The sequence below is a fragment of the Geodermatophilus sp. SYSU D00705 genome (genome assembly GCF_054050135.1).
Window position 1 is genome coordinate 84,074 of sequence record NZ_JBJGYT010000015.1, and the last position, 26,770, is coordinate 110,843.

General features: G+C 70.8%; 17 protein-coding genes and 1 pseudogene. 4 read left to right on the forward strand and 14 right to left on the reverse strand.

The annotated features are described in order from the left end of the window. Positions 1 to 54: 54 nt before the first annotated feature. The 8 genes from ACI78Q_RS13805 to ACI78Q_RS13840 all read right to left on the reverse strand — a co-directional run bounded on the left by ACI78Q_RS13805 (position 55) and on the right by ACI78Q_RS13840 (position 9,154). Positions 55 to 1,539 carry a DUF4407 domain-containing protein gene (locus tag ACI78Q_RS13805; protein ID WP_456923962.1) on the reverse strand — a complete coding sequence of 495 codons (1,485 nt, stop codon included), beginning with the start codon at positions 1,537 to 1,539 and terminating at the stop codon, positions 55 to 57. Further along, a complete protein-coding gene (locus ACI78Q_RS13810) occupies positions 1,536 to 2,441 on the reverse strand; it encodes a hypothetical protein (protein ID WP_456923963.1) in 906 nt (301 codons plus the stop codon). The genes ACI78Q_RS13805 and ACI78Q_RS13810 overlap by 4 nt, the downstream gene beginning before the upstream one ends. A 214-nt stretch (positions 2,442 to 2,655) precedes the next feature. Continuing rightward, the gene (locus ACI78Q_RS13815; protein WP_456923964.1) at positions 2,656 to 3,093 is read right to left on the reverse strand and encodes a hypothetical protein; all 438 of its coding nucleotides are present in this window, start codon (positions 3,091 to 3,093) and stop codon (positions 2,656 to 2,658) included. A gap of 212 nt (positions 3,094 to 3,305) precedes the next feature. Further along, a complete protein-coding gene (locus ACI78Q_RS13820; RefSeq protein WP_456923965.1) occupies positions 3,306 to 4,229 on the reverse strand; it encodes a PGN_0703 family putative restriction endonuclease in 924 nt (307 codons plus the stop codon). 67 nt (positions 4,230 to 4,296) lie between these two features. Beyond that, complete coding sequence (locus tag ACI78Q_RS13825) at positions 4,297 to 5,943, reverse strand: NERD domain-containing protein (RefSeq protein WP_456923966.1); 1,647 nt, start codon at positions 5,941 to 5,943, stop codon at positions 4,297 to 4,299. Further along, complete coding sequence (locus tag ACI78Q_RS13830) at positions 5,940 to 7,235, reverse strand: exonuclease domain-containing protein (protein WP_456923967.1); 1,296 nt, start codon at positions 7,233 to 7,235, stop codon at positions 5,940 to 5,942. Before ACI78Q_RS13830 ends, ACI78Q_RS13825 begins: the two co-directional genes overlap by 4 nt. A gap of 473 nt (positions 7,236 to 7,708) precedes the next feature. After that, positions 7,709 to 8,365 (reverse strand): hypothetical protein, encoded by a 657-nt coding sequence (locus tag ACI78Q_RS13835; RefSeq protein WP_456923968.1) that lies wholly within the window; start codon positions 8,363 to 8,365, stop codon positions 7,709 to 7,711. Between the two features lie 99 nt (positions 8,366 to 8,464). Next, positions 8,465 to 9,154 carry an NUDIX domain-containing protein gene (locus tag ACI78Q_RS13840; protein WP_456923969.1) on the reverse strand — a complete coding sequence of 230 codons (690 nt, stop codon included), beginning with the start codon at positions 9,152 to 9,154 and terminating at the stop codon, positions 8,465 to 8,467. Between the two features lie 70 nt (positions 9,155 to 9,224). Between ACI78Q_RS13840 and ACI78Q_RS13845 the strand changes: the two genes are divergently transcribed. Both ACI78Q_RS13845 and ACI78Q_RS13850 read left to right on the forward strand, forming a co-directional pair. Next, positions 9,225 to 10,625, forward strand: coding sequence for an ADP-ribosylglycohydrolase family protein (locus ACI78Q_RS13845; protein ID WP_456923970.1), 1,401 nt, complete (start codon positions 9,225 to 9,227; stop codon positions 10,623 to 10,625). Between the two features lie 33 nt (positions 10,626 to 10,658). Then, positions 10,659 to 11,321: an HD domain-containing protein gene (locus ACI78Q_RS13850; protein WP_456923971.1), complete on the forward strand. Its 663-nt coding sequence runs from the start codon at positions 10,659 to 10,661 to the stop codon at positions 11,319 to 11,321. Positions 11,322 to 11,516: 195 nt separating this feature from the next. Here ACI78Q_RS13850 and ACI78Q_RS13855 read toward each other — a convergent pair whose 3' ends face one another. Both ACI78Q_RS13855 and ACI78Q_RS13860 read right to left on the reverse strand, forming a co-directional pair. After that, a complete protein-coding gene (locus ACI78Q_RS13855) occupies positions 11,517 to 12,221 on the reverse strand; it encodes an EcsC family protein (protein WP_456923972.1) in 705 nt (234 codons plus the stop codon). Positions 12,222 to 12,456: 235 nt separating this feature from the next. Next, entirely contained in the window at positions 12,457 to 12,804 is a 348-nt protein-coding gene (locus ACI78Q_RS13860) for a nucleotide pyrophosphohydrolase (RefSeq protein WP_456923973.1), read from the reverse strand. A 215-nt stretch (positions 12,805 to 13,019) separates the two neighbouring features. Here ACI78Q_RS13860 and ACI78Q_RS13865 point away from each other — a divergent pair, with 215 nt between their 5' ends. After that, a complete protein-coding gene (locus tag ACI78Q_RS13865; RefSeq protein ID WP_456923974.1) occupies positions 13,020 to 14,816 on the forward strand; it encodes a DNA/RNA helicase domain-containing protein in 1,797 nt (598 codons plus the stop codon). 44 nt (positions 14,817 to 14,860) lie between these two features. Here the strand turns inward: ACI78Q_RS13865 and ACI78Q_RS13870 are convergent, their stop codons facing one another. The 4 genes from ACI78Q_RS13870 to ACI78Q_RS13885 all read right to left on the reverse strand — a co-directional run bounded on the left by ACI78Q_RS13870 (position 14,861) and on the right by ACI78Q_RS13885 (position 25,486). Then, the gene (locus ACI78Q_RS13870) at positions 14,861 to 15,586 is read right to left on the reverse strand and encodes a hypothetical protein (protein WP_456923975.1); all 726 of its coding nucleotides are present in this window, start codon (positions 15,584 to 15,586) and stop codon (positions 14,861 to 14,863) included. A gap of 97 nt (positions 15,587 to 15,683) precedes the next feature. Next, on the reverse strand, positions 15,684 to 18,932 hold the full coding sequence (locus ACI78Q_RS13875) for a TM0106 family RecB-like putative nuclease (RefSeq protein ID WP_456923976.1): 3,249 nt from the start codon (positions 18,930 to 18,932) through the stop codon (positions 15,684 to 15,686). 176 nt (positions 18,933 to 19,108) lie between these two features. After that, positions 19,109 to 19,693: a hypothetical protein gene (locus tag ACI78Q_RS13880; RefSeq protein ID WP_456923977.1), complete on the reverse strand. Its 585-nt coding sequence runs from the start codon at positions 19,691 to 19,693 to the stop codon at positions 19,109 to 19,111. Positions 19,694 to 19,831: 138 nt separating this feature from the next. Further along, entirely contained in the window at positions 19,832 to 25,486 is a 5,655-nt protein-coding gene (locus tag ACI78Q_RS13885) for an AAA domain-containing protein (RefSeq protein WP_456923978.1), read from the reverse strand. 256 nt (positions 25,487 to 25,742) lie between these two features. Between ACI78Q_RS13885 and ACI78Q_RS13890 the strand changes: the two are divergent. Then, positions 25,743 to 26,770, forward strand: a pseudogene (locus ACI78Q_RS13890) (hypothetical protein); the annotation flags it as partial.

A 26,770-nucleotide genomic window follows, 5' to 3' on the forward strand; every position in this document is an offset into this window, starting at 1 on the left:
GTGAACGCCCGTCCCGCGACTTCCCGGTGGGCTCGCGCCCGACCACGGAACGGCTCACACGGACGCCGGCGATGAACCGGCCAGTCGGTTGTCCCGTGGGTCCTCGGAGTCGAGGTCGTCAACCAGGTAACCGGCGCCGAAGTCCTCCGCGAACACGGATCCGCTGCGTACCTCCGTGGCCGAGGCCGCTCCGGGAACGCGTCCCAGCTGCTCGTCCCGCCAGCGCCGCACGCCGTCATGGGTCACCGCGAGCTGGGCGTCGAGCACCATCCCCGTCGCCCGTGACTCGGCCTCCAGCGTCCGGGCCGCTCGTGCCTCGGCGGCAGCCAGCGCGGAGCGCGCCAGCGTCTCCGCCTCCTCGTACTCCGTCTGCATGCGCAGGCGCACCCTCGCCTCGGCCTTCTCCTCCTCCAGGGCGACAAGCCGCTCGTACAGCGAGGGCGGGGCCAGCGCGAGCATCGTCTTGAAGATGATGGGCAGGCACTCCAGTGCGGTCATGAAGGCGAAGAGCAGCCAGTGCGCGCTCGCGGCCGCCGGGTCGTCCTCCCCCATCCGCTCCAGCGCGGTCAGTCGCGCCAGGATGCCGTCGCTGTTGCCGACGGACTCCCGGTGTGCGGCGATCTCCTCCGCTCGCTGCCGCTCGGTGGCCGCGACCTCCGCCCTCAGCTTCTCCAGCCGCTCCTGCTCATCAGCCGCCTTCTGCCCCTCCTCCGCAGTGAGCTGACCCTCCACCTGCGCCTTGGTGATCTCCAGCTGTCGCGTGAGTGCGTCCCGCTCTCCTTCGAGCCGGTCGCGGTCGGCCATCCGCGCCGCGGTCGCCGGGCCCATGCCTGCGTCCCCGGTGCCACAGGTGCCGTCGGCCTCGCACAGCAGGGCCGCGACGGCCGCGTCGTACTGCGCGGTGACCTCGTCGAGCCGGCGCTGCAGGTCGGCGACGGCCGGGTCCTGTGCGACGTCCGCCGGGGTGATGCCCTCCGCGACGGAGACCTCCAGCGATTCGATCTCTTTCTTCTTCTCCGGGAGCTCCTTGTAGCGGCTGTCTGCCGCCAGCTGCTCGTTGAAGAGGTCTTCGTCCTCGGCCGCCATCTGCCGCACCTCGGTGTTGATCTCCGCGCTGAACACGGCGAGCGTCAGCGGCGTCGACACCACCGCGCCGATGAGGATCGCGAGGAGCACGCGCGGCAGCGCCATCGCGAGTGTGCCGACCTTGGTCTTCAGCCGCGGGGACGAGACGACGAGCCAGCGGTCCAGGTTCAGGATGACCAGGCCCCAGGCGAGGCCGCCGACGAATGCGAACGGCCACCAGAGGTGCAGCGCGAGATGCAGTGCGTAGGTCGCCGACACGACCGCGATCGCAGCGGTGGACACCAGCACGGCACCCATGGCGACCTGCTTGGTGCGCTCCTTGGGGGCCTCCCGCAGGACGTCGCGATTCGCTCCGGCGACGGTGAGCAGCTGCTCGGCGATCGCCTGTCGGTTGAGCCGTCGACGTGCTGCAACGAGTGAGGAGCGCGCCCCCTGGGGCAGGCGCGCGGTCACTTCGTGCCCTCACGTTCGGTCCGGCGGATCCGCCGCAGACGGTCGATCACGGGAGCGGGCACGCCGACGAGTCCGGTTGGAGCGCCCAGACGGGGACGCAGGCATTCCTGGGTCGCCCAGAAGGCGTCGAGCCGCTGACTGATGGGCGTAGCCGCACCGACCGTCGCCGCGACGTCGGTCCGCAGGGCGACGGGTGGCGGGGCAGACAGCGTCGGCAGATCCAGCTGCGGCACCGTCATGGCCACGACCGCCGCCGTCGCCACCGGCGTCGTGCCGTGCCGGTTGCGCCCGACGAGTTCGATCCGACGGCTCGCGTCGATCCGGACCAGCGCCTCGCCGCAGGCCGGGTACCCGCTGCGTCCGTCGACGACGACGTCGCCGGCGCGCTCGAAGCACCACGTGACGCTCACGCTCGAACCGGGGCGCACGATGGTGTGGCTGACCGACAGGGCCCGCAGGACCGGTGCCCGCTCTTCCCGCGTCTCGGTGTCGACGACGACGCCGTGCCGGCAGGTGACCGATGCCGGACCGTCCGGGGACTCGACCGACGCAGCCGTCCGCTGCTGCGCGTCGGCCTCACGCCAGTCCCGGATCCAGCGGTCGGTCCACGGGAGGTCGGGTGAGGCGTTCCGCGCCGGTCCCCCGCCCGCTGTTCTGCCGGCGGAACGGGATGGACCACCGGTCATCCGCCAAGCCCGTGCTCGCAGCCACGCGAGGAGCAGGAGGACGAAGAAGGACCACAGGAAGATCTCGGCGAGGTCCTTCAGGAACCCGGCGACACGGTCGGCCTGCAGGTGTCCGCTCCACTCGGTGTTGTTGCTCAACGCCACGAAGGCGCCGAGCAGCATCAACAGCGCCCAGCCGACGACGAGCGGATCGCGACGCAGCGGTTCCCGGAACATGTCTCCCCCGATGCACGGGTCCAGCCCGTGCGCGTTGTCCGATGGGATCTACGGAACCCGTACGGCTCGTAGTCCTCTCGTTCTTGTTACCGGGGGCGGCTGACCGACGACACGGCTCCTCACCCCATGGGGCGAGAACCGAACCGCGGGGCCTCGAGGACGACTGAGGGCCTCCCGCCGGGATCGGCGAGAGGCCCTCAGTGGGGAGCGGTGCTCACCGCAAGGTGGCTGCCCTGGCGGTGAGTGGCCGCAGTTCCATCCACGCCGCGCAGACCTCGTGGTGCATCTCGTAGATGTAGGCACCAGGGACCTCCCCGGCGCTGGCCTCACCGCGATGCCATCCAATGGGCCACCGGTGTCCGGTGAACTCACGCCGGACCAGCTGGGTCATCTTGCCGTTGCGGCTCTGCAGCTGCGCCGGAGTACAGCCGACGCGACTGGCCAGCTCGACGTGGTGCAGGCGCTTCTGCTCAGCGAGGACATCCAGCATGGCAAGGCAGGTCTGCGCCGAATCGGTGCTCTGCCCCTCCAGCAGATCGAGCAACTGCTGAAGCCGGTTTCCCTCCAGCCAGTTCAAACCGGTGCCGTGGGAATGGACGTCGCCCTCGACGCCGAGGTAGTTGTCGACGTTCTCGTCGCGGTACCGAGACACAGCACTCCTTGCATCCGGGGAAACCGGACTGTGCCGCGAGGGAGCGGACAGCCCGGCCCTACGCGCCGAACCCGCGACTGCCAGGAGCCTCAGACGCCTCACTGGCCCCACCAGTACCAGCAGCGGCGCAGCACGACGGATGGTGCAGGGCACCACCGCTCTTGAACCCGGATGAACATGCGCGTGCCGGTGAACTGCGTTCGGCTGCGGTGTCAGCCGCCGACGTAGCGCCGACGAAGGTCCCGACTCCACTGCGCCAGCCCCGGAATGCGGTCGGCGGCCGCCGCCAGGTCCCCGTGGCCGAGGAAGCGAACCGTCGCCGGCATCAACCCGCGCTCGGCGTCCAGCTTCTCGACCGCTGTTCGTGCCGACGAGTCGTCGTCGCGGGCCAGGACGACGGTCACCGCCTCGTCGAAGAGCGGGGTGCCCGTCGTCCCGCCCCGACGGACGCTCTCGGTCAGCAGCACGTTGCGCAGCAGCTGCCGCGTCGGGTACTTCCCGAGCCGGTCGAAGGCGCCGTCGGCCATGCCGAACGCGCGGCAGAAGCGGTCGTACTTCCTGTCGGCGTCAGCGTTCTCCGGGTCGCGGCTGAAGCTGTCGACGTACTTAGTCTCGACCGCCACGAGCAGGCTGCGACCGTCTGCCAGCCGAGCCGAGACGACGGCGTCGAAGGCGGACCGGTCGTCGAGGTGCTCGCGCCGCTCCGGCGCCCACTCGCACTCGATGCCGTCGATGGTCCGCACACCGACCTCGACCGGCACCAGCTCGGCGATGTCGACGTCCAGCAGATCGCTCAACACCCGGGCCGCAGCCTCCCGGTGAGCCCGGAGGTGGCCGAAGACGCTGAAGACCAGCGGCATCGAACTGAGCATGTTGGTGCGCAGGCGGGTCTTCTCCAGCTGACCGCCTTCCTTCTGCACGCGGTCGGCTCGAAGGTCGGCGTAGTCGGCAGCCTCGGCGCTGAGGAAGTTCTGCCGCCAGTGCTCGTCGGGCAGGTAGTTGCCGAGGGTCCGTCCGAGCCGATCGGTGCCGGCGGGCAGCCCGAGCACCTGTTCGCGGTAGTCGGACTGCCGTCGCCGTTCCCGGCGGGTTACCGCGTCGTCCGAGCGCACGAAGGCGATGTCAGCGGTGGTCATGTGTTCTCCTCGAGTGCCGGCCTCAGCCGGCTGGACTGTCGCGGCGGCGTGCCCGGGCAGACCTCGGTCACGCGACCTCCCCGCTGGTGAGCCGCCGGGCCACGGCCTCACCGCCGACGCGGCGGATCAGTTCCAGGTCGCCGCAGACGACGAGCAGGTCGCGTGCCCGGGAGAGGCCGACGTAGAGCATCTCGCGGGCGCGGGCCGCGTCGCGGAAGCCGTTGACCGCGAGGACGACGGCGGGCCGCTCCAGCCCCTTGAAGCCGAGGACGTGCCCGTAGAAGAGGTCCTCGTCGTCCCAGAAGGTGGCCCAGTAGGCGTCCTGCCCGGCGGCCTGCCGCTCCTTCTGTACCGCGTGCCGGGCGTGCGTGGTCAACAGGGCCACTGACTCCGGCGGCCAGTCCTCGTCCTCGAGCAAGGCCGCGGCGACGTCGTCCGCCACCTCGACGGCCTGCTCCGAGGCACAGGGCACGAAGCGCACCGGCAGGCCGGACAGCCCCCGTACCCTCATGCCGGGCGCCAGGCTGGAGAAGGTCCCGGCGATCTGCTTGGTGTTGCGCAGGTTCTCGGACAGCGGGAACGACTCCAGCGCGACTGTGGGACGTCCCTGCCGCGCGAAGATGCGCTGCCCCTCGTCGGAGAACACGTACAGCGCCCCGTTCTCGGGATCGCGCAGGGCCGCGAGGACGGCGTCCCACCAGCTCTCGGCGAAGTCCTGTCCCTCGTCGACGACGATCGCGTCGAAGCGCTCGGATCCCGGCAGGGCCTCGGCCAGCGACACCATTCGCTCCGGCAGGAACTCCTCCCAGTACCGACTGTCGTCGTCCGAGCCCGCGGGGACGCCCCAGCCGATGCCCAGGTAGTGGAAGGTGCCGACGTAGTCCGGTCGCTGCCGTTTCGGCAGCTTCTCGACCCGCCGTCGCAGGAACTCGGCGAGGCCGCGCGAGTAGCACATCAGCGCCACGCGCTGGCCCTCCGCTGCGAGCCGGCGCGCCTTCTCCACGGCCAGCCAGGTCTTGCCGGAACCGGCGCCACCGGTGATCTCCACGCGGTGGCGGCCGGACAGGAGGTCGAGCACCTTGGCCTGGTCCCTGGTGAGCAGATCGCAGGCGGCTTCCCGTTCCGCGAGCCAGGCCACCAGGTGCTGCTGCGGGATCGCGGTCCCGGCGAGGCAGTCGACGAGGTCCTCGACGTCCTCAGCGGCCGGCGGGTCCGGCTCGTCGCGCACCTGCTCCAGCGCCGCGCGGATGCGCGCGGCCGCGTGCGGCACGTCGGTCTTGTCGATGGCCATCCACCGGGCGAGCCCTGGCGCAACAAAGGCATCCGGCAGCGTGGTGGCCGGAAGCGCGACGAGGTGCGCCAGGCGTGGCCGGCCGGCGGTCCAGCGCGGGTGCTCGGCGAGGTAGTCGCGCAGCAGGTACTTGCAGGCGGTGGCCTGGTCGACCGGGTGGATCTCGTGGTCGATGCCGTCTCCGACCTGGCGCCACACGCCACGCTGCAGGGACACGCTGCCGCCCTTGACCTCGACGACGGCGACGCCGACACCGGGCCAGGCGACGATCACGTCTGCCTCGCGGTCCTCCGCGCGGTCGCTGAAGCGCAGGTTGCAAAACAGGACGGCGTCGTCGGGCAACTGCTCCTGCAGCGTCCGGACGAAGAGCTCCTCGGACGCCGCGGCGACCTGCGGGGCGTCGGGGAAGACCCGCGCCGTCATGCGCGGACCCCCGCGCCAGACAGCGCCTCCCAGAACACCGTTTCACTGATGACCCGGACGCCGAGGGCACGGGCCTTGGTGGCCTTGCCCGACTTGGAGTGCGGGTCGGCGCACACGAGAACGCCCGTCTGCTTCGAGACCGACGACATCGGCACCAGCCCGCCGGCACGTGCAGCCTCTTCGAGTTCGTCGCGAGTGCGGCTCATCGCGCCGGTGAAGACGATGCGCGTCCCGGGCGGCAGCAATGCCTGACGCGGCAGGGACACCTGGGCACCGCTGCGCACGACAGTGAGGGCCATGTCGACGTCGCGGCCGCTAAGCCCCAGCAGCACGGCGACCCGGTCGAGATCGGCACGCTCCTCGTCCGTCACCACCCCGTCGGCGTACGCCACGGTGGCCAACGCCTCGAGGTAGAGGCGGTGGGCGGTCAGGACGTGGTCGGGACCGCAGCCGAGTTCGCCGGCGACCGCCATGAGTTGGTCGGCCTCGGTCACGCTGACCAGCCGGTCCTCGAGCACCTGGTCGAGGACGGTGAGGTACGGCGCCATGCTGGGCGGAGCGTCGTCCAACGCCGGGAGCGCGGCCACCAGCCCGCTGAGGTAGCCGTCCCGCTGCCGGGTGGCCGCGGTCGCGGCCTCGCGAGGCAGCATGCGACACGGCGGGCACGGGTCTACGGCCGTTCCAGCCGCGGCGGCGACGAGGTCGGCCCAGCCCGCGTCGAGAGCGTCGAAGCCCCGGTAGCTGCCGTCCTCGGCGAAGTGCAGACGTACACCGGCGCCGGCGAGCGACCCGTTCCCGAGGTGGGAGGACAGCATGTGCAGCATCAGCTGCGCCGTCGCGCGGGCATCGTGCAGTGCCGCGTGCGCGTGCCCGAGCGGGATGTCGACGAAGTCGCACAGCGCCTGGAGGGAGCGGGTACCCGGGCCGAAGAACAGCGGCGCCAGCCGCATGGTGCACAGTGTCGGCGGTAGGTCGACCGGCAGCCCGGCTCGCCCGAACTCACGGGCCAGGAAACGCAGGTCGAACAGGGCGTTGTGGGCCACCACCACTCGGCCGGCGAGCAGGGAACGCAGGTAAGGCGCCAGGTCCGCGAAGGTGGGGGCCTCGACGACGTCCGACGCGCGGATGCCGTGCACGCCGGTCGGCCCGACGTCCCGGCCCGGGTCGATGAGGGTCTCAAACTCCGCCTCGACCTCGCCGCGCTCGTCGAGGAGGACGACCCCGACCTCCACGACCCGGTCCGTCCGCGGGGACAGCCCGGTGGTCTCCACGTCGATGACGGCGACGGTCACGACGACTCCTCTGCGTTCCCGGCCGCGAGGCGGCCGACTGGGTGCGGCGTCCGGCCGACCATGACACGGCGACGGGGCGGAACCCGGGAGTTCCGGCCGACGCCGTCCGCACCCGTCCCACGAACCCCACGGCACACTCGGCGCCCGCGATGAATCACCGGCCAGGACGCCGCCGAGAGCCGGGCCCCATGCCATGACGAGGCAGAAACGTCGACGGGGCCACCCTGATCCGCGCACTCGACGGGTTAGCGACTCCCGAGGGCCGAGCCCTTCGCGCGCGGGGGTGACCCCGGACGGGCCGCGCCCCAGGAGGACACATGCGGTCTCAAGCGCGGCTTACGGACAAGCTAGGCCCCCGCACCGCCAAGAGATCGGCGGCGCGCCGGTCAACCCTGCGTCAGCACCGATCGGCTGCCGATCGGTGCCACGGCAACCAGTCTTCCGCTGAGGACCGCGACGGGACGGCGCAGCCCTCACTCCAGGACGCTCGCGTCGCCGTCGCCGAACAGCGCGGCGCACTGCCGGCAGGTCCCTGCGGCGCCGACGAACCACTCGGGTGCGTGGGCGCGGCGGCACGAGCGGCACCAGCGGAACGAGCGGCGTCGGCGCGCGGCGATGGCCTCCGCCGCCTCCGCGACGAGCTCCGGCGTCCAGAGGAGGTCGTCGCGGCTGAACTGGTGCCGGTCGGCCGACTGCAGCTCCGTCGGCTCACCCCAGCGGGTCAGCGGACGAGCGAGAACGAACCACGGACCCTCGACGCCGACCGCGACCTGCGCCGGCTCGCCGCTGACGAACCACTGGACCAGGTCATCCGCGGCGCCCTCCCGCCGCCACCCCGTGCCGAGCGCGCGGACGACATCGGCGTACCGCACGTCCAGCAGCTCCGCCAGCGCCTGCTCGTCGGTGGTCGGATCCCCGTCGCGACCCCAGTCGAGGCCGCACGATCGACAGGCGAGGACGGGTATCTCCCCGGGGCCCTCCGGCATGAGGCAGCCGCCGAGTGCGACCAGGCCACGCTCGGCGAGCCGGAAGTCCTCGACATCAGGCAGGCCCCACAGCAGGGGGACCGAGTCCTCCCGCCCACACCCGGGACAGACCCGCCCCGCCTGGACGCCGACCGGTTCTGCCATGCCACTCCCGTCTCGCTAACCGTCCCCGTGACGGCCGGGCGCGGATCGTGGCAGGTACCACCGACAGGAGTCGCGAGACCGCTGAGCGCGGCCCGCGCTTCAGTGGTCCGAGCGGGTTGACGCGCGACGGCGGAGATAGAGCTGCGCCGGCTTGCCGACGGTTCCCTCCGACCTCCGTTGCGTCTCGTCGAGCATCGGCAGCATCGCCCGGCGGAAGGTGTCCGCGGAAAAGGGCAGGCCACCTGCGACGGCGTCGTGGAGGCGGTGCAGCTCGCGGATCGTGAAGGGCTCCTCCAGCAGCCCGTCCGGGTCCGGACGCGCGGCGTAGGCGGCCCGCATGTCGGCCACGGCGCGGCGCACGATCTCGTCGTGGTCGAAGAGCAGCCCACGGACCTCGTCGACCGGGCGCACGACCACGTCGTCCGACCGCGCGGCGAGCACCGGTTCGGCCTGTCGCCACGGCAGCGCGGCCACGTGCGCGACCGACAGCACCCAGCCCCGGTCGTCACGGTCCGGTTCGTCGAACACGTGCAGCTGGCGCGGCGCGACGTCCGGCGTCAGGCCGGCCTTCTCCCCCAGCGACCGCTGCACCGCGACCGCGAGCGTCTCCCCCTCGTGCAGGAAGGTCCCGGGCAGCGCCCACTCCTCTGCGCGCGACTCCCCCGCCCGGCGGACGAGGAGCACGCAGAGCCGCGGGTCGTCGTCCGGCACGGTCAGGACGGCGGTGTCGACGGCGACCGACGGCCGCGGGTAGTCGGTGAGCGCCTTGCCCGAACTGTCGCGGTACACGCGGTGGACATTAGCGCAGATCCCGTCTAATCTGGTGTTGGCGCAGGGTTGCGCTAACGAGGAGGTCCGGATGTCACCGCGCATGCACCGCTCCCACCGCGTCGCCGGCGCGCTCGTCGGCTCCGCCGTCGGCGACGCGCTCGGTGCTCCCTTCGAGTTCGGGCCGTCGGGTCAGTTCACCGCCCAATTCCCCCAGCCGGCCCGCGGCACGCACACCGAGATGCGCGGCGGCGGCTCGCTCGGCTGGGAGCCGGGCGAGTTCACCGACGACACGCAGATGGCGTTGCTCGTCGCGACGTCCCTCGTCGAGCGCGGCGGCCTGGACGAGGCCGACCTCTTCGACCGCTTCCGTGCGTGGCTCGGCGGCAACCCGCCGGACGTTGGCAACCAGACCCGTGCCGTTCTCGGCTCGGGCCGGCCGTGGGACGTCGCCGCCGCCGAGCACTTCGCGCGGTCGGGGCACGCCGCCGGCAACGGGTCGCTGATGCGGACGACGCCGGCGGCCATCCGGTTCGCACGCGAGGGCCGCGAGGCGACGATGGACGCCGCCCGCCGGATCTCGGCGGTCACCCACGGCGACCCGTCCGCCGGCGAAGGCTGCGCGATCTTCCACGAACTGGTGCGGGTCGCACTCGACGGCGATGACCCGCTGGCGTTCATCCCGTTCGCCCTGATGGCGGTGCCGGACGAGCACCGAGACCGGTGGGCGACCGTGCTGGCGCCGGACTGGACGCCCGCGGACGCAACCGAGTCCAACGGCGCGGTGTGGCCGACACTCGGCCAGGCGGTGTGGGCGCTGCGGCACGGCCGCGACTTCGCCGAGGTGATGCGGCTGGTCATCGACCTGGGCGGGGACACCGACACGGTCGCCGCGGTCGCCGGCGGGCTGGCCGGTGCGGTGTTCGGCATGGGCGGGATCCCGGTGCGGTGGGCCTCGGTGGTGCACGGCCGCGTGCCCGGCCATGGCGAGGAGGTCTGGCGGCTGGCGGACCTGCAGCAGCTGGCCGCGGCCCTCGACGGCAAGGACGGCCGGCCGTACGACCCGGGCGCGATCCCGCAAATCGGCCCGCGCGAGGTCATCCCGGGCATCTGGGCCGGCAACCTGGACGGCGCCCGGTACAGCGAGGAGGACTTCGCGGTCATCTCGCTGTGCCGGCTGGGCGAGCCGTTCCCGCACACCGTGCACCGGATGGCCTACATCGCGGACAACGACCACAACCACGACCTGGACGCCGTCCTCGCCGACGTCCTCGACGACATGGCCGCGCTGCACGCCGAGGGGCACCGGCTGCTCGTGCACTGTCACGGCGGCGCCTCGCGCACCGGCCTGGTGCTGCGCGGCTGGCTGGTGCGCGAGGAGGGCATGTCCGTCGAGGAGGCGACCGCCTACGTCGCCGAGCGGTGGGAGCACCTGGGGCTGTGGAACGCCAGCTTCACCGCGGCGCTCGAACGACTCGAGCGGGCGCACTGACCCGTAGGTACGTATCGACAGCTGAGGAGACCGATGACGACGTCACTGGAGAGCCGCCGCGAGATGGGCTCCGGCCCGCTGACCGAGCGCTTCGACGACGCGCTGCTGTTCGCGTCGCAGCACCACCGGAAGCAGCTGCGCAAGGGCTCGCAGGTGCCTTACATGACCCACCTGATGAGCGTCAGCGCGCTGGTCATGGAGCACGGCGGGTCCGAGGACCAGGCGATCGCGGCACTGCTGCACGACGCGGTCGAAGACGCGCCGGCCGGTACCGGAGGTGCCGTGCTCGCCGAGATCCGGTCGCGGTTCGGGGACGTCGTCGCCGAGATCGTGCGCGCGTGCTCGGACGGCCTCGATGCCGACGGTAACCGCAGGGGGACGTGGGCCGAGCGGAAGCTCCCGTACGTGGCCGGCCTGGCCGACAAGCCGCTCGACGCGCTGCTGGTCACCGCCGCCGACAAGACGCACAACGGGCTCTGCATCGCCGCCGACGTCCGCCGGTACGGGCAGGACTTCTGGTCGACGTTCAACGCCAGCCGCGACGAGCTGCTCTGGTACTACACGAGCGTCGGGCGTGCGGTGGTCGAGCGACTGCCGGGTAGCTCGATCACCGAGGCCCTGCGGCGAGCCGTGGACGAACTCCTCGAGGCGGCGGGGAGGACGAGCCTGGCGGCCGCGTCGGACCCGCGCGACTGAGGCGGTCTCGACCGCCGTCCTGATTAACGGCGAGCACTGCGACTCGGCGACCATGGCCACGAACTCGTGAGCCTTCTCGTCCGGCGCCCAGGGGACAACCGCTCGAGCCCCTCCGACATCCGGAACGCGTCGTACTGCGGTTGTGCCAGCCCGACACAGATCCCCGAGCGGATACGCGGGCGCCCGCCTACGCGGTCACGTCTTCGGGAAGTTCTTCTTGGCGTAGCCGGCGATACCTCGCATGCCGACCACGTTGACGGAGGCACCGACACCGGCGCCGACGACCGGGACGAACTTGCTCAGGTTGATGGCCCCCGTCGTCCCGGCCTTCGTGATCAGCCGGAAGCCGACCTTCTTGTTGATCTCGACCAGGACCTTGCCGGGCACCTTCTTGAGCACGGCGAAGGCCGCCTTGGTCCCGAGCTGGATCCCGGCCTCCCCAGCCACCGCCACTCCGCCGGCCCCGAGGAGGGACAGCAGGACGACGCTGCGGACCTCATCTGACGTGACGTCGTAGCCACGGAGGTGCGCCACCGCGGCCGCGCAGCGACCCGCATACATGTAGAAGACAGCCAGGTCGGTCGGGATGGTGACGGGGAGGGTGATCAGTCCGCCGAGTCCCGTTGCGAATCCCGTGGCACCGACGACGCGCACATGGGTGGCAATCAGACGGTCGATCGCCTTGTCGACGTCCACGTGCTGCGTGCGGTGCTCCTCGGCGATCTCCTGGGCGCCCTTGAACCGACCGACTCCGTCGACGCCGGCCGAGAGGATGCTCTCGATGAGCTTCTCCGCGCGGGCTGTCAGAGCGGGTTCCACGCCAGCCGCTTCGTCCACGGCGTCTGCCGGGGTCTGGATGTCCTCGTCGGTGCGGTTCGTCCTCGCCAGCCCGAATGCCACGTGATCTCCCTGTGTCTGCCCGGCATCGTGTGCTGACTACATCGGCAGAGGCCACGGCGAAGGAGACGCCCTCCTCACCCCACCGGGCGGGTCCACAGGCGGGACTGGTGTCCGCCAGGCAGACGATGGCCCCGGGCCGGATCGGGCCGGATGCCGCTGGCCCCGGCAGCGCCTCAACGTGTCCGCCCCTCCGGTCACGTGAGCAGCGCCAATCCCGGAGCCGCTCACCGCTCACTCACGCCTTCGCCGGAGCCACGCTCCTGTGGTCGTCCGGAGGAAAGCGCTCCTCGTTCGCGCGCAGCTTGTCTGTTGCGGCCCCGGCGAGGTCGATGCCCACGACATCCGCAAGGCGCAGCAGGTACAGCAGCACGTCGGACATCTCCTCGGCCAGCCGACGGTTGAGCGGCGGCTCCTGAGCCGCGGCCACCTGCCCCTCGTGCGGCAACCACTGCAACAGTTCGGCCAGTTCCCCCACCTCACCGACCAGCGCGAGCGTCAGCGACTTGGGATCGTGGAACCGAGCCCAGTCGCGGGCCTCGGTGAAGTGGCGCATGCGACCGGTGAGGTCCTCGATGTCCGACACGAGCCGAGTATCAGCACGGACCCGGCCAGCCCCGGCATCTACTGTCGACAGACGCGGCCCGACAGGCTTCCGCACTCCGGACACGCCTCCACCCGCACGACTCGATTCGTGCTGCCCGGAGACTGTCCTTGCCCTCACCCTTGCTCCGCACCTCTGCCCGAGGACTCGCCGACCTGACCCGATCAGGCCGGGCGAGCGCCGTCCTCGCTGAGCAGATGTCCTTCCAGATGAAGCGCCGAGCCTCGGCCGCCGAGATACGTTCCTGGGACGCCAGCCTCCGAGTGCTCGCCGACGACCTGCTGCAGGCCGGGCTCGAGCAGGTTGAAGTGCTGCTCGAGTACCAGCTGCCACTGAGCAGCAAGCGCATCGACGTGGTGCTCGCTGGCCGCCACCCGCGTCAGGACGGACCTTCCTACGTCATCGTCGAGCTCAAGCAGTGGACCGAGGCTCAGCAGTTCGAGCACGACGCTGAGCTGGTCGTCCAGCCGTCGTACGGCCCCGGGCCGATCCTGCACCCGGTTGCGCAAGTGCGGTCATACGGCGAGTACCTCCTCGACTTCACCGCGGTCCTCCACGGGACGACGGATGTGCTCGCCGGCGCTGCCTACCTCCACAACGCGTCGACGGCGAAGGTCGGAGAACTCTTCAACTACCCGCAGGACGAACTGGGGCGCCTGTTCACCGGCCAGAACCGGGGGGAATGGCTCGAGTTCCTGCGCAGCCGGCTCGCGCCGACCGACGGAAGCGTCTTCGGCGACCGACTGCTGCACTCCGCCATCTCCCCCAGCAAGCAGCTGATGGCAGTCGCCGCCGAAGAGATCCGCCATCGGGAGCAGTTCGTCCTGCTCGACGAACAGCGAGTGGCCTTCGACCTGGTGATGCACGAGGTGGAGAAGGCGCGCACCGGCGACCACAAGAGCGTGGTGATCGTGTCCGGCGGTCCGGGGAGTGGAAAGAGCGTCATCGCGCTGTCGCTGCTCGGTGAGCTGAGCAGGCGTGGGCGCTCCGCCATCCACGCGACCGGCTCGCGTTCCTTCACCAAGACACTGCGCAAGGTCGCCGGACGAGGCTCGAGCCAGGTGCAGTCGCTGTTCAAGTACTTCAACAGCTTCATGGACGCCGACAAGAACGGCTTCGACGTCCTCATCGCCGACGAGGCGCACCGCCTACGCGAGACCTCGGCCAACCGGTGGACCAAGGCCGAGCACCGCACCGGCAACGCGCAGGTCGACGAGCTCATCGACGCCGCCCGCGTGCCTGTCTTCCTGCTGGACCAGAACCAGGTCGTACGCCCCGGTGAACTCGGCACCGTCGAGGACATCGAAAAGGCCGCGCGGGAACGCGGGCTGGACGTGCACCACGTGGACCTGAGCGCCCAGTACCGCTGCGGCGGCTCGGAGCCCTACATCGACTGGGTGGAGCGACTGCTCGGGCTCAAGCCCGGTGGTCCGGTGCCGTGGGAGGGCGACCCGAGCTTCGACGTGCGGGTGGTCGACTCGCCGTCCGCCATGGAGACGGCGCTGCACACCAAGCTCGAAGAGCGATATGGCGCCCGCATCGCGGCCGGCTACTGCTGGCCATGGAGCGATCCCCGCAAGGACGGGTCACTCGTGCCGGACGTGCAGATCGGCGACTGGGCCCGACCGTGGAACCTCAAGGGCGAGCGAGCGGTCGGCGGCGCTCCGCCGTCCGCACTGTGGGCCAGTGAACCGGCGGGCTTTGGGCAGGTCGGCTGCGTCTACACAGCACAGGGCTTCGAGTACGACTGGAACGGCGTCCTCATGGGGCCGGACCTGGTGTGGCGCAGCGACCGTTGGGTCGCCGTTCGTTCGGCCAACCGGGACCCTGACTTCCGCAACCCCAAGCGCGTCAGCGACGAGCACTTCGATGCGCTCGTCCGGAACGTGTACAAGGTGCTGCTGAGCCGGGGTATGCGAGGAACGCTGCTCTACTCGACCGACGCTGAGACGCAGGCCTTTCTCCACAGCTTGGTGACGCAGGAGACGAGGTAGCGCGTCTCACTGGTCTCCGTGCCGGTGACCGGGGCTCGCTCAGCTCAAGACTCAACCTTCGACCTGTGATCCGAGAAGCGCACTCGGTCGGGGTCGAGGAGCTCTATCAGGTCGATGAGTGCGTGTTGCAGGTGGACGAGTCGCCGGTTCGAGTCGCCCGGCTTTGGCCACACTTGGGCACAGAAGGGCGTGAACCAGCGGTGGATCTCCGACGCAGGATCCTCGAGTTCCTTGGAGAAGGCAGCGTAGCCAAGGCAATCAGAGCGCACTCGGCCGTCAGCGTCCCGCCCCTCGATGACCATGAGTTCGCCCAGCGCCCTCTGTTCCGATCGCTGGATCTGCAGGCGCGAACCACCCCGACTGTCCGATGAGCATGCGTGTGCGATGTTCCCGAGCAGTCGCTGCACCGCTGCCTGCTGACTCTGCTCACGGAGCCTCAGGAACTGCGCTTCCCGCCGGAGGATCTCCGCCCAGCCGAAGTACTGACCGAACAGCCACACCGTGCTCTGCTCGGTGTACTCGCGACTGATGTGTCCAGCGTCCAGGAGTCCTCTCGCGAGGATGTTGAAGAGCCGAGATTGCAGGTCATACGCGGCCCGCAGCAGCGGCTCCTGATAGCGGTCGATGAGCGCCTGGGTGCGCTCCTCGGCCGCTCGCTCGGCCGCTTCGCGTGCTGCATGACGCTGCCCACGGACGCTGATGATCGCCGAGCCAACGCTCGTCGCCGCAGCGAGCACGGCGACGACTATCGAGACGACAGTGGCGCTCACGGAACTCCCTTGCTCCCCTTGCCGGCCCCACGACTGGCGCCTCCGGACGACGTCCAATCTCGCACCGCTGCACCTAGGGAAGTCGTAGCGGCAGGCATCAATGGATCACCGTGGCCATCTCGACGAGCCGGCACAGGGCGTTGACCTGACGCAGCTGCTCCGGCGTCCGGACGGCGGCGTCCAGCAGCTCCTCGCTCATCACGACGACGGCCAGCGCCTTCGCGCGGGACACCGCCACGTTCAGCCGGTGCAGGTCGTAGAGGAACGAGACGCCGCGCGGGGCGTCCTCGGCCGACGTCGACGTCATCGAGTAGAGGACGACCGGCGCCTCCTGGCCCTGGAACTTGTCCACGGTGCCGACCCGCGCGCCGTCGGGCAGCAGGCTCCGGATGCGGGCGACCTGGTTGTTGTACGGCGCGACCACCAGCACGTCGTCCGCACCGATGACCGACCGCTCCCCCGCCGCGTCCACCCAGCCGACGCCCTGCAGCGACCGCCACAACTCGGCGACGGCCGCCGCCTCGTCGTCCGACGCCGCCGCGGCCGCGCGGGTGTGCTCCACGAACCGGACGGCGAGGCCGCTGGTCCAGCCGTCGACTGCGATCCGCTCGCGGTCGGCCGCCGACTCCAGCCGACCCTCGTACGCGAGGTCGGAGACGAACGCGGTCAGCGCCGGGTGCATCCGGTAGGTGCGGTCGAGGAAGACGCCGCGGTCCTCCGGCACGGTCGGGTGCCCCTCGAGCAGGTGCTCGAGCGCCGAGAGCCCCGACTCCCCCGGGTGCACGGCCTGCGTCGGCTGCGCCAGCTGCTGCGGGTCACCGAGCAGCACCAGCGACTTCCCGGCACGCGCCACGGCGACCGCGTTGGCCAGCGAGAACTGCCCGGCCTCGTCGATCACCAGCACGTCGACCGCCTCGGCCAGGTCCGGACGGGTCCAGAACCACGACGTCCCGCCGACCAGGTTCGCCGTCCCGTCGAGCAGCCGGGAAGCCACGTCGGCGGAGTCCTTAGACCACTCCACACCCGGCGCTCCGCAGGCCTGGTGCTCCTCGCACTTCTGCAGCGCCGGCCGGCCGACCGCCTGCAGCACGTTGCCGATCACCGCGTGGGACTGCGCCGTGACGCCGACTCTCTTGCCGGCGTCCAGCAGCGCGCGGATCAGTCGCGAAGCCGCCCGCGTCTTGCCGCTCCCGGGCGGCCCCTGCACGGCGAGCACCTGCCCGTCCAGCTCCAGCCCGAGCCGGACGACGGCGTCCCCGGCCTCCTCGCCCGGCAGTCGCCGGCAGTCGGCCGGGACGACTCGCTCGAGCAGCGCCTGCCCGAGACACGGCCGGCCGGCGAGGACGTCGTCCGCCGTGGCGACGATCGCCGCACGCATCTGCTTGTCGTCGAGCGGTCCCTCCGGACCGAGTCCCCGGACGGCGCCCGGCTGCTTGGTGCTCTTGACGACGATCCGCCCGCCGACCGCGTCGAGCTCACGCACCTCGCCGATGCGGGCCTGGGTGTCGACGTCGAAGGCCGGCTTGCCGACCGCGAGCTTGGCGTCCTGCGGCGGGAAGGTGAACTCGTAGAGCTTGCTGCGCTTCTCGGTGCCGATCTCGGCGGCGACGGAGAGCCCGCCGAGCGCGGTGCGGTCCTCGACGAGCTGCTCGTCCTCGAGGTCGCCCCGGCTGAAGAACTCCCACCAGCCGGGCCGCGCCTCGCGGCGGTGCCACTGCACGAGGTCGCCGAGCAGGTCGTGGCCCTTCGTCTGCAGCTGCTCGACCAGCGCCAGCTCCGCGACCTCGGCGTCCGACTGCGGCTTCGGTGCGTCGATGTCGGACAGCACCGGGCGCGGCAGTTCGCCGTGCTCCCCCTCCAGCTCGGCGCGCTGGGTCTCCAGCCAGTCGTGCAGCTCGCGGGTGGAGTCGACGTCGTCGCGGTTGTAGTCGTGGATGGCCTGCAGGCGGGCCGGGTCGCGGTCGATCAGCCACTTCTCGTACTCGACGACGCTGGACATCGCGTCGGCGACGTCGCCGGTGTGCTCGCGTCCGTAGAAGGCCTCGACCTTCTTGATCGAGTAGGACTCCTTGCTGATCCGCATCGACTGGCGGACGACGGGATAGAGATCGACGAACCGCTCGGCGCGCAGCAGCTGGTCGAGCTCGGCCTCGCGGACGCCATACCGGCCGGTGAGCCGCTTGAGCGCGCTGACCTCGTAGGCGGCGTAGTGGTAGACGTGCATGCCGGGGTCTTGCTGCCAGCTCTCGATGACCCGGTCGATCAGGTCCCCGACCATGCGACGTTCCTCGGCAGCGTCGTGCGCCCAGAGCGCGGTGAAGCGGCCCTGCCGGTCGCCGAGGCCGGCGAGGTACTCCAGCCCCTGGCCGTCGCCGGAGAGCGGGTCGCCCTCGAAGTCGAGGTACAGGTCGCCGGGGCTGGGCGCGGGCAGCTTGAGCAGCCCCTGGGACTGCTGCGGTGAGAGAAGGGTGCGGGTCGGCGCTCCGGCCTGGCGGCCGCGGAGCTGCTCGCGGGCCTGGTCGCGCAGCCGCTCGCGGGTGCCCCTCGTGATGCCGGTGGCCTTGAGGACGTCGTCTGTGGCGTTCGCCAGCTGCTCGAGCGTGGTGACGCCGACGCCGATCAGCGCGGCTCGCTGGTCGCGGCGCATGCCGGCGACGAGGCTGAGGTCGTCGCCGGTGCGCAGCTCGTCCTCGCACCGCGCCTTCCAGCTGCACTGGCCGCAGTGCGCGATGGGCACCGGGGCGGTGCTGCCCGGGTCGGCGACAAAGCCCTCCAGCCGAGTGCGAGCGCGGTGGGCGTAGGCGGCGACGTCGACCAGCCGCCACGGTCGGGACTCGCCGTCGCCGGTGACCACGCAGATGCGCTCGGGGGTGCGGCCCTGCAGGGCGGCGAGCCGGTCGGCGTAGGTGGCCATCTGCAGCAGCGCCGGCACCTTGATGCGGCGGGCGAGCTTGGCGTCGGCGACCTCGTAGGACCAGTTGCCGAGGTCGGACGGCGTGGCCCTCTTCAGGAGGAAGTCGGCCTGGCCGCCCCAGGTGCCGTCGAACAGCGTCGCCTGGTGGATGACGTCGACGCCGGCGCGCATCGCCTCGATCGTGGCTGCTTCACTGCGGCTCTGGTGGAGGCGGACGACGTCGAGGCCCTGCTCCTCCAGCGACTCCAGGTAGCGGAGCTCGTGGGCGATGCCGAGGTCGGCGACGAGCACCGTCTGGTCGCTCACACCTTCGGCGAGCGGCTGTAGGTCTCCGCCGGCCACCGCGAGGTTGAGCGCGGTGAGGTGGTGGCACTCCTGGTGCCGGGTCAGGTCACTGGGGCTGAGGACGAGCCGCCCGTCGACGCGGTACACGGCTCAGCCCTCCGTCGGACGGACGGCGGCGGGCAGGGATGAGTGCGGCAACGTTCCCCCGTGGTGCAGCGTGCAGAGCCGCAAGGAGGCTGTCACGGACGGCGCCGTCTCAGCACTTCCCGCGCCGATGGCAACACACTCTCGGCCGCCACCGTCTTCAGCCTTGCCTTCTGAGATCAGCCCTCCGCGGGAACTACGACTTTCCTAATGAGATCGGCCAGCCGACCGAATGACACCGGCGGATCGGCCAGCGCCTGGACCCGCGCCAGTCCAATGCTCTGTTGCCCTGTAGCGGCGACGATCCGCCGCGGTAGGACCCAGAACAGCCACTGGTCGAGGTCGAGAGCGTCGTAGCGAGCGTGCTCCGTAGTCGTCAGAACTGCGAAGACGTAGCCGTCGGCGTTATACGTTGAATCCGCTGTCCAGGAATCGCCTGATGGAACCCGAGCCCGCAGCCCGCCGAAGGTGATCGCCGACAAGCGAGGCTGCTCCCACGCCTGCAGGTAGGCGCCCGACTTCACTTCGAGGCGCAGCCCATCGGGAGTGAGGACGTCGTAGGAGTCCCACTCAACGCGCGGGCGGAGATCTGCGCCAACGGCTCGAGCGACCAGGTACTCAGCGAGCAGCGGGCGCACGGTGTTGGCGCGCAGGTTCGAGTAGCCCCATGCCCAGAAATCCCGCAAGGTCGTGTCCGCACCGCGGATCGGCTCGTCACCGGTGAGAATCCGCGGGTCCGGCAGTGCACCCCAGCTGGTTGTCATGCCGACAGAGCCGAGCAACGCGGGACTAGAGCGCTCGCCGCGTCCGTTGTATAGGGGACTGGTTGGAGGAGCCTGTGTTGGGCCATGGCCGTTCTTTCTCGTCGTTGTGGTCGGTCTGACTGGTGACGGCGGTCGTGTTCAGGCGTCGACGGAGTAGCCGAGATCGCTGAGACGCCGCCGTGCAGTCTCGAGTTCCCGGGCCATGAAGAGCTCGCGGTAGGCCGGGTCCAGGACGGCGGCCTCCAGGCTGTGTTGCAGCATCCCGAGCTCCCACAGTCGGGCCAGCCCGTCGTGCACCTTCGGGTCCGCGAGGAGCTGCCGCGCAGTCACCCAGCCGCCTTGCTGGGTGAGCAACCGCTGGTAATACGTCGGGCGGTAGTTGCACCGGCGAGCCACCTCCTGCAGATCCCGCCGGAGCCGGTGTCCGAACTGGATCTTGAGTGCCGCTATGGCCTTCTCCGACAGCGGCGCCGTGCCGGCGCCCATCCCTTCGGGCAGGCTCCCCGACTCGTCGCGGCCAGCCGAAGGTGCTTGATCAGCCGACTCGGTTCGGGCCTGACGGTTGAAACCCTCGATCCAGCGAGCGCGGTTCGCGACCTTGTCAGCGTCGGACCCGACCGGCTCGGCCTCTTCAGCGAGGACGTAGTGGGCACCGCGTCCTGCTCCGCGCAGCTTCAGGAGCCCCTCGTCCGCAAGGCGCCCGAGGAGACGCCGCGCGACCACGCGGTCCACGTCGAGGAGGTGTCGCACCATCTCGTTGGTCAGCGGTCCCCGGTTCGCGAGCTCCAGCACCAGCTGGGCCATGTCGTCGTCAGTGACATCGCTGGCGCTTCGGACGGACTCGTGGATGCCCTCTCTAACGACACCAATGGCGGACGAGCTGGGCGCATCTCCGGAGCCGGTCAGAACGTAGTGCGTGCCCTTCGTGGCCCCCCTTTTCTCCAGGAGCCCTTCGTCGGTGAGAGCCAAGAGAACCCGCCGCGCCTCGTCGGCGCCGACGCCCAGGAACTGCCGCACGACCTCGTTGGTCAGCGCACCGTCGGAGGCCAGCTCGAGAACCAGCGCCCGCGTCTCCTCGTCCACGAAAGTGCCGGCGCGCCCGTTCGGCACAATTCCCGGGCCAGCTGCCGGAGCGGGAACCACCTGCACCGTTTGACCGGGCTCTGCAACGGCGGGAGGAACGTCCGCCGACTCCGCGGAGCGAGTCGCTACGACGGCCTCGACTGGCGCAGGGGCCAGAGGCGGCGTCGGGACGTAAGCCGCGCGCCGAGGCTCGGTCACCGGCACTCGTGTCGCCGAGACGTCCGGAACGCCGCCGGCTAGGTCATCGCTCGGCTCGTCGACCTCCCCCTCGGCTGCGTCATCGGTGGCGGGCAGGTCGAGCGGCGTCCAATCTGCGACGCTCTCGCCGTCCGTGGTGATGCGGGCCGGCCCGATCCCACGCCGGTCGAGGGCGGTCCAGAGGTCGGCGAGTGCGCCGTCGGGGTCGAGGTAGTACCGCGACTCTCGGATCCGCCAGAACTGCCACCCGCAGCGGCGCAGCTCCAACTCACGCGCGAAGTCGCTGGCGACCTGTTCCGGGGAGCTGTGCCAGGCGTCGCCGTCGCACTCGACCGCGAGCTTGCCCTGCGCGCCGGTGACGACCAGGTCGATGCGCCGGCCGTTGACCTCGACCTGTGGCGTGACGTGGTACCCCCGCTGCTGGATGCGCCGGAACACCCGCTGCTCGAAGAGGCTGTCGAAGTCGGGATGCCGCTCGTCCTCCGGCACGTCGTCGGGCATCGCGGCCGCGGCAGCGACCGGCATGGACGCCATGTACGTGAGCAGCTGCGAGCGCAGGTCGTCCGTGCGGAGCTGGTCGGCCATGACCGAGTGGAAGAGCCACAGCTGGTCCCGCGCCCGCGACGCCGCCACGTTGTACGAGCGCTGCGCGTCGAGTCGGGTCTGCGAGGCACGTTTGTGGTCGGGCGCCGTCACGAGACTGAGCAGGATGACGTCGCGTTCGTCGCCCTGGAAGTCCGGCGGGGTGCCGATCCGGATGTTCCGCCGCTCCCACTCCTCCGGCTCGACCCGGCTGAGAAGCGCCTCCCGGATGACGTCGACCTGCGCGTGGCCCTGCAGGACGACGACGCCGAAGGTCTTCCCGTCATAGGCCGGGTCGTGCAGGCAGCCCACGAGCGCCTCGACGATCGCCTCCGCCTCGACCTCGTTGCGCAGCGAGGAGTTGGCGCCCTGGATGTAGGCCCCGGGGACGAACGTCGTCTTCAGCGGCGGCAGCCGGTCGGCTCCGTGCTGGCGGACGGGGACCAGCGGGGCGTCGCGGTAGAACATCTGCGACGACCACGTGATGATCTCCGGCATGCAGCGGAAGTGCTCGCGCAGCCGGATGACCTGACCGAAGCGCGTGCGCAGGATCGAGAAGACGCTGGACCGCGGAGTGAGCGTCGACCGCAGATAGTTCGGGATGTCCGGCAGCAGCGTGTCGAGCCGGTCGAAGACCTTGTCCAGGGCTCCGTGCTTGACCTCCGATGGGGTGCACTGCTTGTCGTCACCGACGACGATCACCCGCGGCGCCAGCCAGAGCAGGAACAGGTTCTCGATGCCGACCTGGCTGGCCTCGTCGACGATCACGACGTCGAACGCGCTCTGCTGCGGCGGGATGGAGGCCAGCACCTCCTGCAGCGGCATGACCCACGCCGGCACCGCTTCCTGAGCCGCCGTCATGGCCTCACGTGCGGCGAGGCGGTAGCGCTGGGCGTACTTGCCGCTCCCCTTACCGACGTTGGCCATGCTGTCCCGGTAGGCCTGCAGTGCCGTGACCTGGGTGGCGTTCATGCGCTCCAGGCACGCCTTCCAGGCCTGGTTTGCGGCGAGTTCGGCGGTGAGCTTGGCGACATCGCGGTCCACGCCGGTCAGCCGGCGGTCGAGCTCCTCCTCGCGTCCGGGAGCCGTCCGCTCGCGCACGAACGTCGCCGCACACGCCCAGCTCCAGGCCTCCGCGAGCAGCGGAGTCCTCTCGACCCAGACCTCGTCGCGCGCCGTCTCCCGCAGCAGGGCCAGCAGGCCGGGGGCCGTCGTCCCCAGGCGCTGCGACAGCTCGTCGCAGCGCAGCTGGGCCCGCCGTTCCCGACCGGCGGCCTCGAGGTCGAGAAGGGCCGCCTGGAACGTCTCGGCATCCGCATTCCGCAGAGCCTCGACGGCGGCGTCCAGCTCCGGCGGACGCTGCGACCGCTCGACCGTGGACTCCAGAGAGGTGGCGAGCCGTTCCAGCTCGTCAGCGGCCCGGCGGGCGATCTCGACGTCAGCGAAGACGGCGGCGACGTCGACGAAGTTGCGGACGCCCAGGGTGGTCACCAGGTCGACACGCGGCATCGCCGGGATCCGCGAGAGCTGGGCAGCGAGCCGGTCTCGGGCCGCCCGCAGGGTCTCGATGGCCCCGATCGTCTGCACAACTCGGTGGGCGTGGGAGACCTGGAGCGCACGGGGTCCGGGCACGCCGCCGGGGATCGCCACCATGGCGGTCGCCGAGGCGAAGGCCTGGAGTCGCGCCAAGGTGTGGAGGTGGAGCGCCACGAGGTGCGCCTGCTCGGCCGTCGTCACCGGCTGGCCCTCGACGGAAGCGCCGGGAAGGTAGGGCTCCGCCGCCTTCTGCTGGTCGCTCTTGAAGAGCTTCTTCAGCGCACCGCCGCCGTGCAGGTACTGGGCCAGGTCGGCGAATACCTGGGCTACCGGCGCGGGTGAGACCTCCGTGGCCAGCTGGACGTCGCGGAAGCCGACCTGGGCGTTCATGGCCTGCGCCTCGTCGACGAGCTGCCGCGCCTGGCCGACCTGCTGCCACAGCAGCTCGTTGTCTCTCCGGAGGACGCCGTCGAGGACGGGCATCGCCCACGAGGCGTCGACACCGGCGGACAGGCCGTCGAGCCCGTCGCGGATCTCGGCGCACACGGAGATGAGGTCGGCCAGCGTGGTGGCGTCGATCTGCCCGAGCACATCGGCGAGGGGACCCGAACGGCTGGCCCGGGCGTCCGCGCCTCGGGCGACGTCCTTGGCCAGGCGCCGCACGACCTGGAGGTCCGGGACGGCCTGCGCGGGAGGCAGGGACTGGTCGCGGCGGCGACGGCGGACGTCGGTGTCGCCGGGCAGCTGCCCTCGGAGCTCGTCGAACTCCGCGGGCGTGAGCGGCAGCGCCCCGGTCGCGGGGACGGGCATCCACGCGAACTGCTCCGCGGCAGCGGCGACGCGCTCCGCGATGCGGGCCAGCGTGCCGGCGTAGCCGGGCGCGACCTCCGGGTTCTGGTAGGTCTCAGCCTCCCGGAGCGCCCGGATCTCCTCGAGGATGCCGGCCCGCTGTGTCCGGGCCTGGCGCAGCTTGCCGGCGACGTCGTCGATGAGCCGCTGCGCCTTCTCCGGGTTGTACGACGAGTGCTCCGCGGCCAGCCGGCTGACGCTCTTGCTCAGCTCGAGCGAGCCACCGCGACCGGCGTCGGTGATGGAGACGCAGAGCTCCTGCATCTCGGCCGGCAGTTTGTCCCGCAGGACCTTCAGCGCTTGCGCCTTCTCACTGGTGACCAGCACCCGCTGTCCCCGGGCCAGCAGCGCCGACATCAGGTTGGCGATCGTGTGCGTCTTGCCGGTCCCGGGCGGGCCCTCGACGACCACCCCGGTGTCGTTACGCAGTCGGCGGATGATCTGGGCCTGCTCCTCGTTGGCCGGCAAGGGGAACAACGGGTCCTCGGCGACGTCGGCGCCGGCGGTCGCGCCGGTGGCTTCCAGCCAGGCGATGCGGTCCTCCGCCTCGATCGACTCCACGAGCTGCGCCAGACCCAGCGGAACAGCTTCGCCATTCTCGGCGAGGGTCCGTTCGATGTCGGTGTAGTACTCCTGCAGGGCGTACGCGCCACGCTGCCGCAGGACGATCGCCGGGGCGAGCGTCAACGAGGTCGTCGTCCCTGACGGCGCCGACCAGCCGTCGCTGACGTCGACCGGCTGGAGGACGGCGCGGGTCGCCCACTCCTTCAGGAAGGTCAGCGCGTTGTCGCTCGCCGGCCGGACGTCCAGCTCGGCGATGCGCCCCCGCAGTACTGCCGTGCCGCCGTCGTCGAAGCAGTCGAGACCGGTGAGGACACGGCCGTCCTCGAGCGACGTGACCGCCGCGGAGTCCAGCTTGACGACGACGTCACCGGTCTCGACCTCGATCTCGACCGTCACCCGGTGGGTCAGGACGTGGGTCCGGACACCGTCGTCCGGCAGGACCAGCAGCCCTCCAGCGACGACCGCCTCGACGCTCTCCGGGTTCTCCAGCGTCTGCTGTCGCATGGTGCGCAGCTGGTCGTAGGTCTGGTGCAGGCGGCGCTGAGGGCGGTCGCGGGTAGCCCAGCGCTGCCACTCCGGCAGCCAGGAGTCGTACGCCAGCGCGACCTCGGGTCGCTCCTCGAGCGGCACCCGCCCACCGCCGTCCGCGTCCGGCCCCTCCGACCGGAGCTGCGGCGCCTCCAGCGCACTGTTGTCCCGCTCGGTGACCGGGACCCACCCCTGCAGCAGCGCAGGGAGTGCGGGAGCCGGTTCGAGGACGACGCGCGAGAGCCGCAGGAGCTCCCCGCCCGCGGTCGCCTCGGCATCCAGGAGCGCGAGGTCCCGGACCTGGTCGAGCCACAGGTGGTCGAGGTGCCCGGTCATCTGGCGCACCGGGACGGCGCGGGCGGTGACGAGGTCCTTGAGGAACTGGATGAGGCGGTTGACCTTGTCCTTGAGGGCCGGGTCGGTCGCGCGGGCGGCAGCGGGCGCCGTGGTCAAGGTCTTCCCCCGTCGGTACATGGAACGTAGGAGCACAGCGATCGCGCTCGCGCGGTCACGGTATGTGGGACCTGCGACACGAACCAGGCCCGGATCGTGCGAGTCCGTCCCTTTCGTCACGGCCGCCACACGGGCGGGGACACGACACCCCGAGTCACCCAGTCCCCTGCCGAGGTACCAGGGCGTGTCGTATCGGTGGCTTACCGTTCCGCATCGACCGGGCGGGCTCAAGGGCCTCAGAACGCACAGGGGATCGATGTCCACGCACTCCGACGACGACGGCGTCGTCGATCCATGGGTCGTCCTCCGACGCCTCATGGCCGAAAATCGAACGCTGCGCCAGAGACAGGAGGCGCTCCAAGAGCGTCTCCTATCACTTGAGGAAGAGTTGCGGACCCTCAGGTCCGAGGCAGTCCCCACGTTCGCCGGTCTTCCGGCGCCAGAGTCGCCCCCAGCCCCGCTCGATGCGGCTGACGCTCCGCGCATCGGCCCTCCGAGGCGAACAGTGGATCCCGCCGCGGTCGAACGGCCGGACGCCTCAGACGAGAATGACGAGACGCTTCCGGACATCGCTTCTCTGCTGGATGCGGGGCAGAAGGCCGCCATTGAGCAGTGGACAACGGAAGGACAGCGCGGTGCCATCCGGGCAGAAGGGCCTGCGGACCGAATCCTCATTGGAGCCGTTGCAGCACGGCAGGCTCTCCTAGAAGGAAGCCAGGTCGTTGTGGTGACTCCGACAGTTGCTGTCCACGCCTCCTGGCTAAACCGACTGTCCGAACTTCTCCCCGGAATCGACGTCGGTCAGCTGGGCGGAGGTCGAAGCGACGACCTTGACGACTGCCATGTTCTGGTAGCTACGGTCTCGGCGCTCGTCGGTGTGGCGTTGGATCTGCGCCCGGGAGATCTGGTCGTCACTGACGACTGGGACAGATACAACGCAGACCCAACAGTCCACCACCTGATCGAGACCTTCGACCGCCGGCTCAGTCTCATCTCCGGCTCTATCACCCGCGCAGTCGGCGCCACGTCAACGGGCAGAACGCCCTCGCCAGCGAGCGGTGGGGACGGGCGCGGTGCAGCGGAGGAGCCGGACGCCCTCGGTGCGTCGCCTGAGGGCAGCGACATTGCCACGGCGAGCCCGGAGGCGCCGGCGCACGCCACCGCCGCCAAGGGCAAGCCCAGCATCACGCCGTCGCCGGGCACCGGTGAGGGCGCCGTGCTGACCGCCGTGGCCACCGACGACTCCGCCGTCGCGGTCGTCGACGGGGGCGAGGGCCTCAAGCT

Bases quoted from the DNA above. Each gene is read 5' to 3' on its own strand.
- ACI78Q_RS13845 (WP_456923970.1), top strand. From the start codon at position 9,225: ATGTCACCGCGCATGCACCGCTCCCACCGCGTCGCCGGCGCGCTCGTC.
- ACI78Q_RS13865 (WP_456923974.1), top strand. From the start codon at position 13,020: ATGTCCTTCCAGATGAAGCGCCGAGCCTCGGCCGCCGAGATACGTTCC.
- ACI78Q_RS13825 (WP_456923966.1), bottom strand. From the start codon at position 5,943: ATGACGGCGCGGGTCTTCCCCGACGCCCCGCAGGTCGCCGCGGCGTCC.
- ACI78Q_RS13880 (WP_456923977.1), bottom strand. From the start codon at position 19,693: ATGACAACCAGCTGGGGTGCACTGCCGGACCCGCGGATTCTCACCGGT.
- ACI78Q_RS13850 (WP_456923971.1), top strand. From the start codon at position 10,659: ATGACGACGTCACTGGAGAGCCGCCGCGAGATGGGCTCCGGCCCGCTG.
- ACI78Q_RS13810 (WP_456923963.1), bottom strand. From the start codon at position 2,441: ATGTTCCGGGAACCGCTGCGTCGCGATCCGCTCGTCGTCGGCTGGGCG.
- ACI78Q_RS13835 (WP_456923968.1), bottom strand. From the start codon at position 8,365: ATGGCAGAACCGGTCGGCGTCCAGGCGGGGCGGGTCTGTCCCGGGTGT.
- ACI78Q_RS13820 (WP_456923965.1), bottom strand. From the start codon at position 4,229: ATGACCACCGCTGACATCGCCTTCGTGCGCTCGGACGACGCGGTAACC.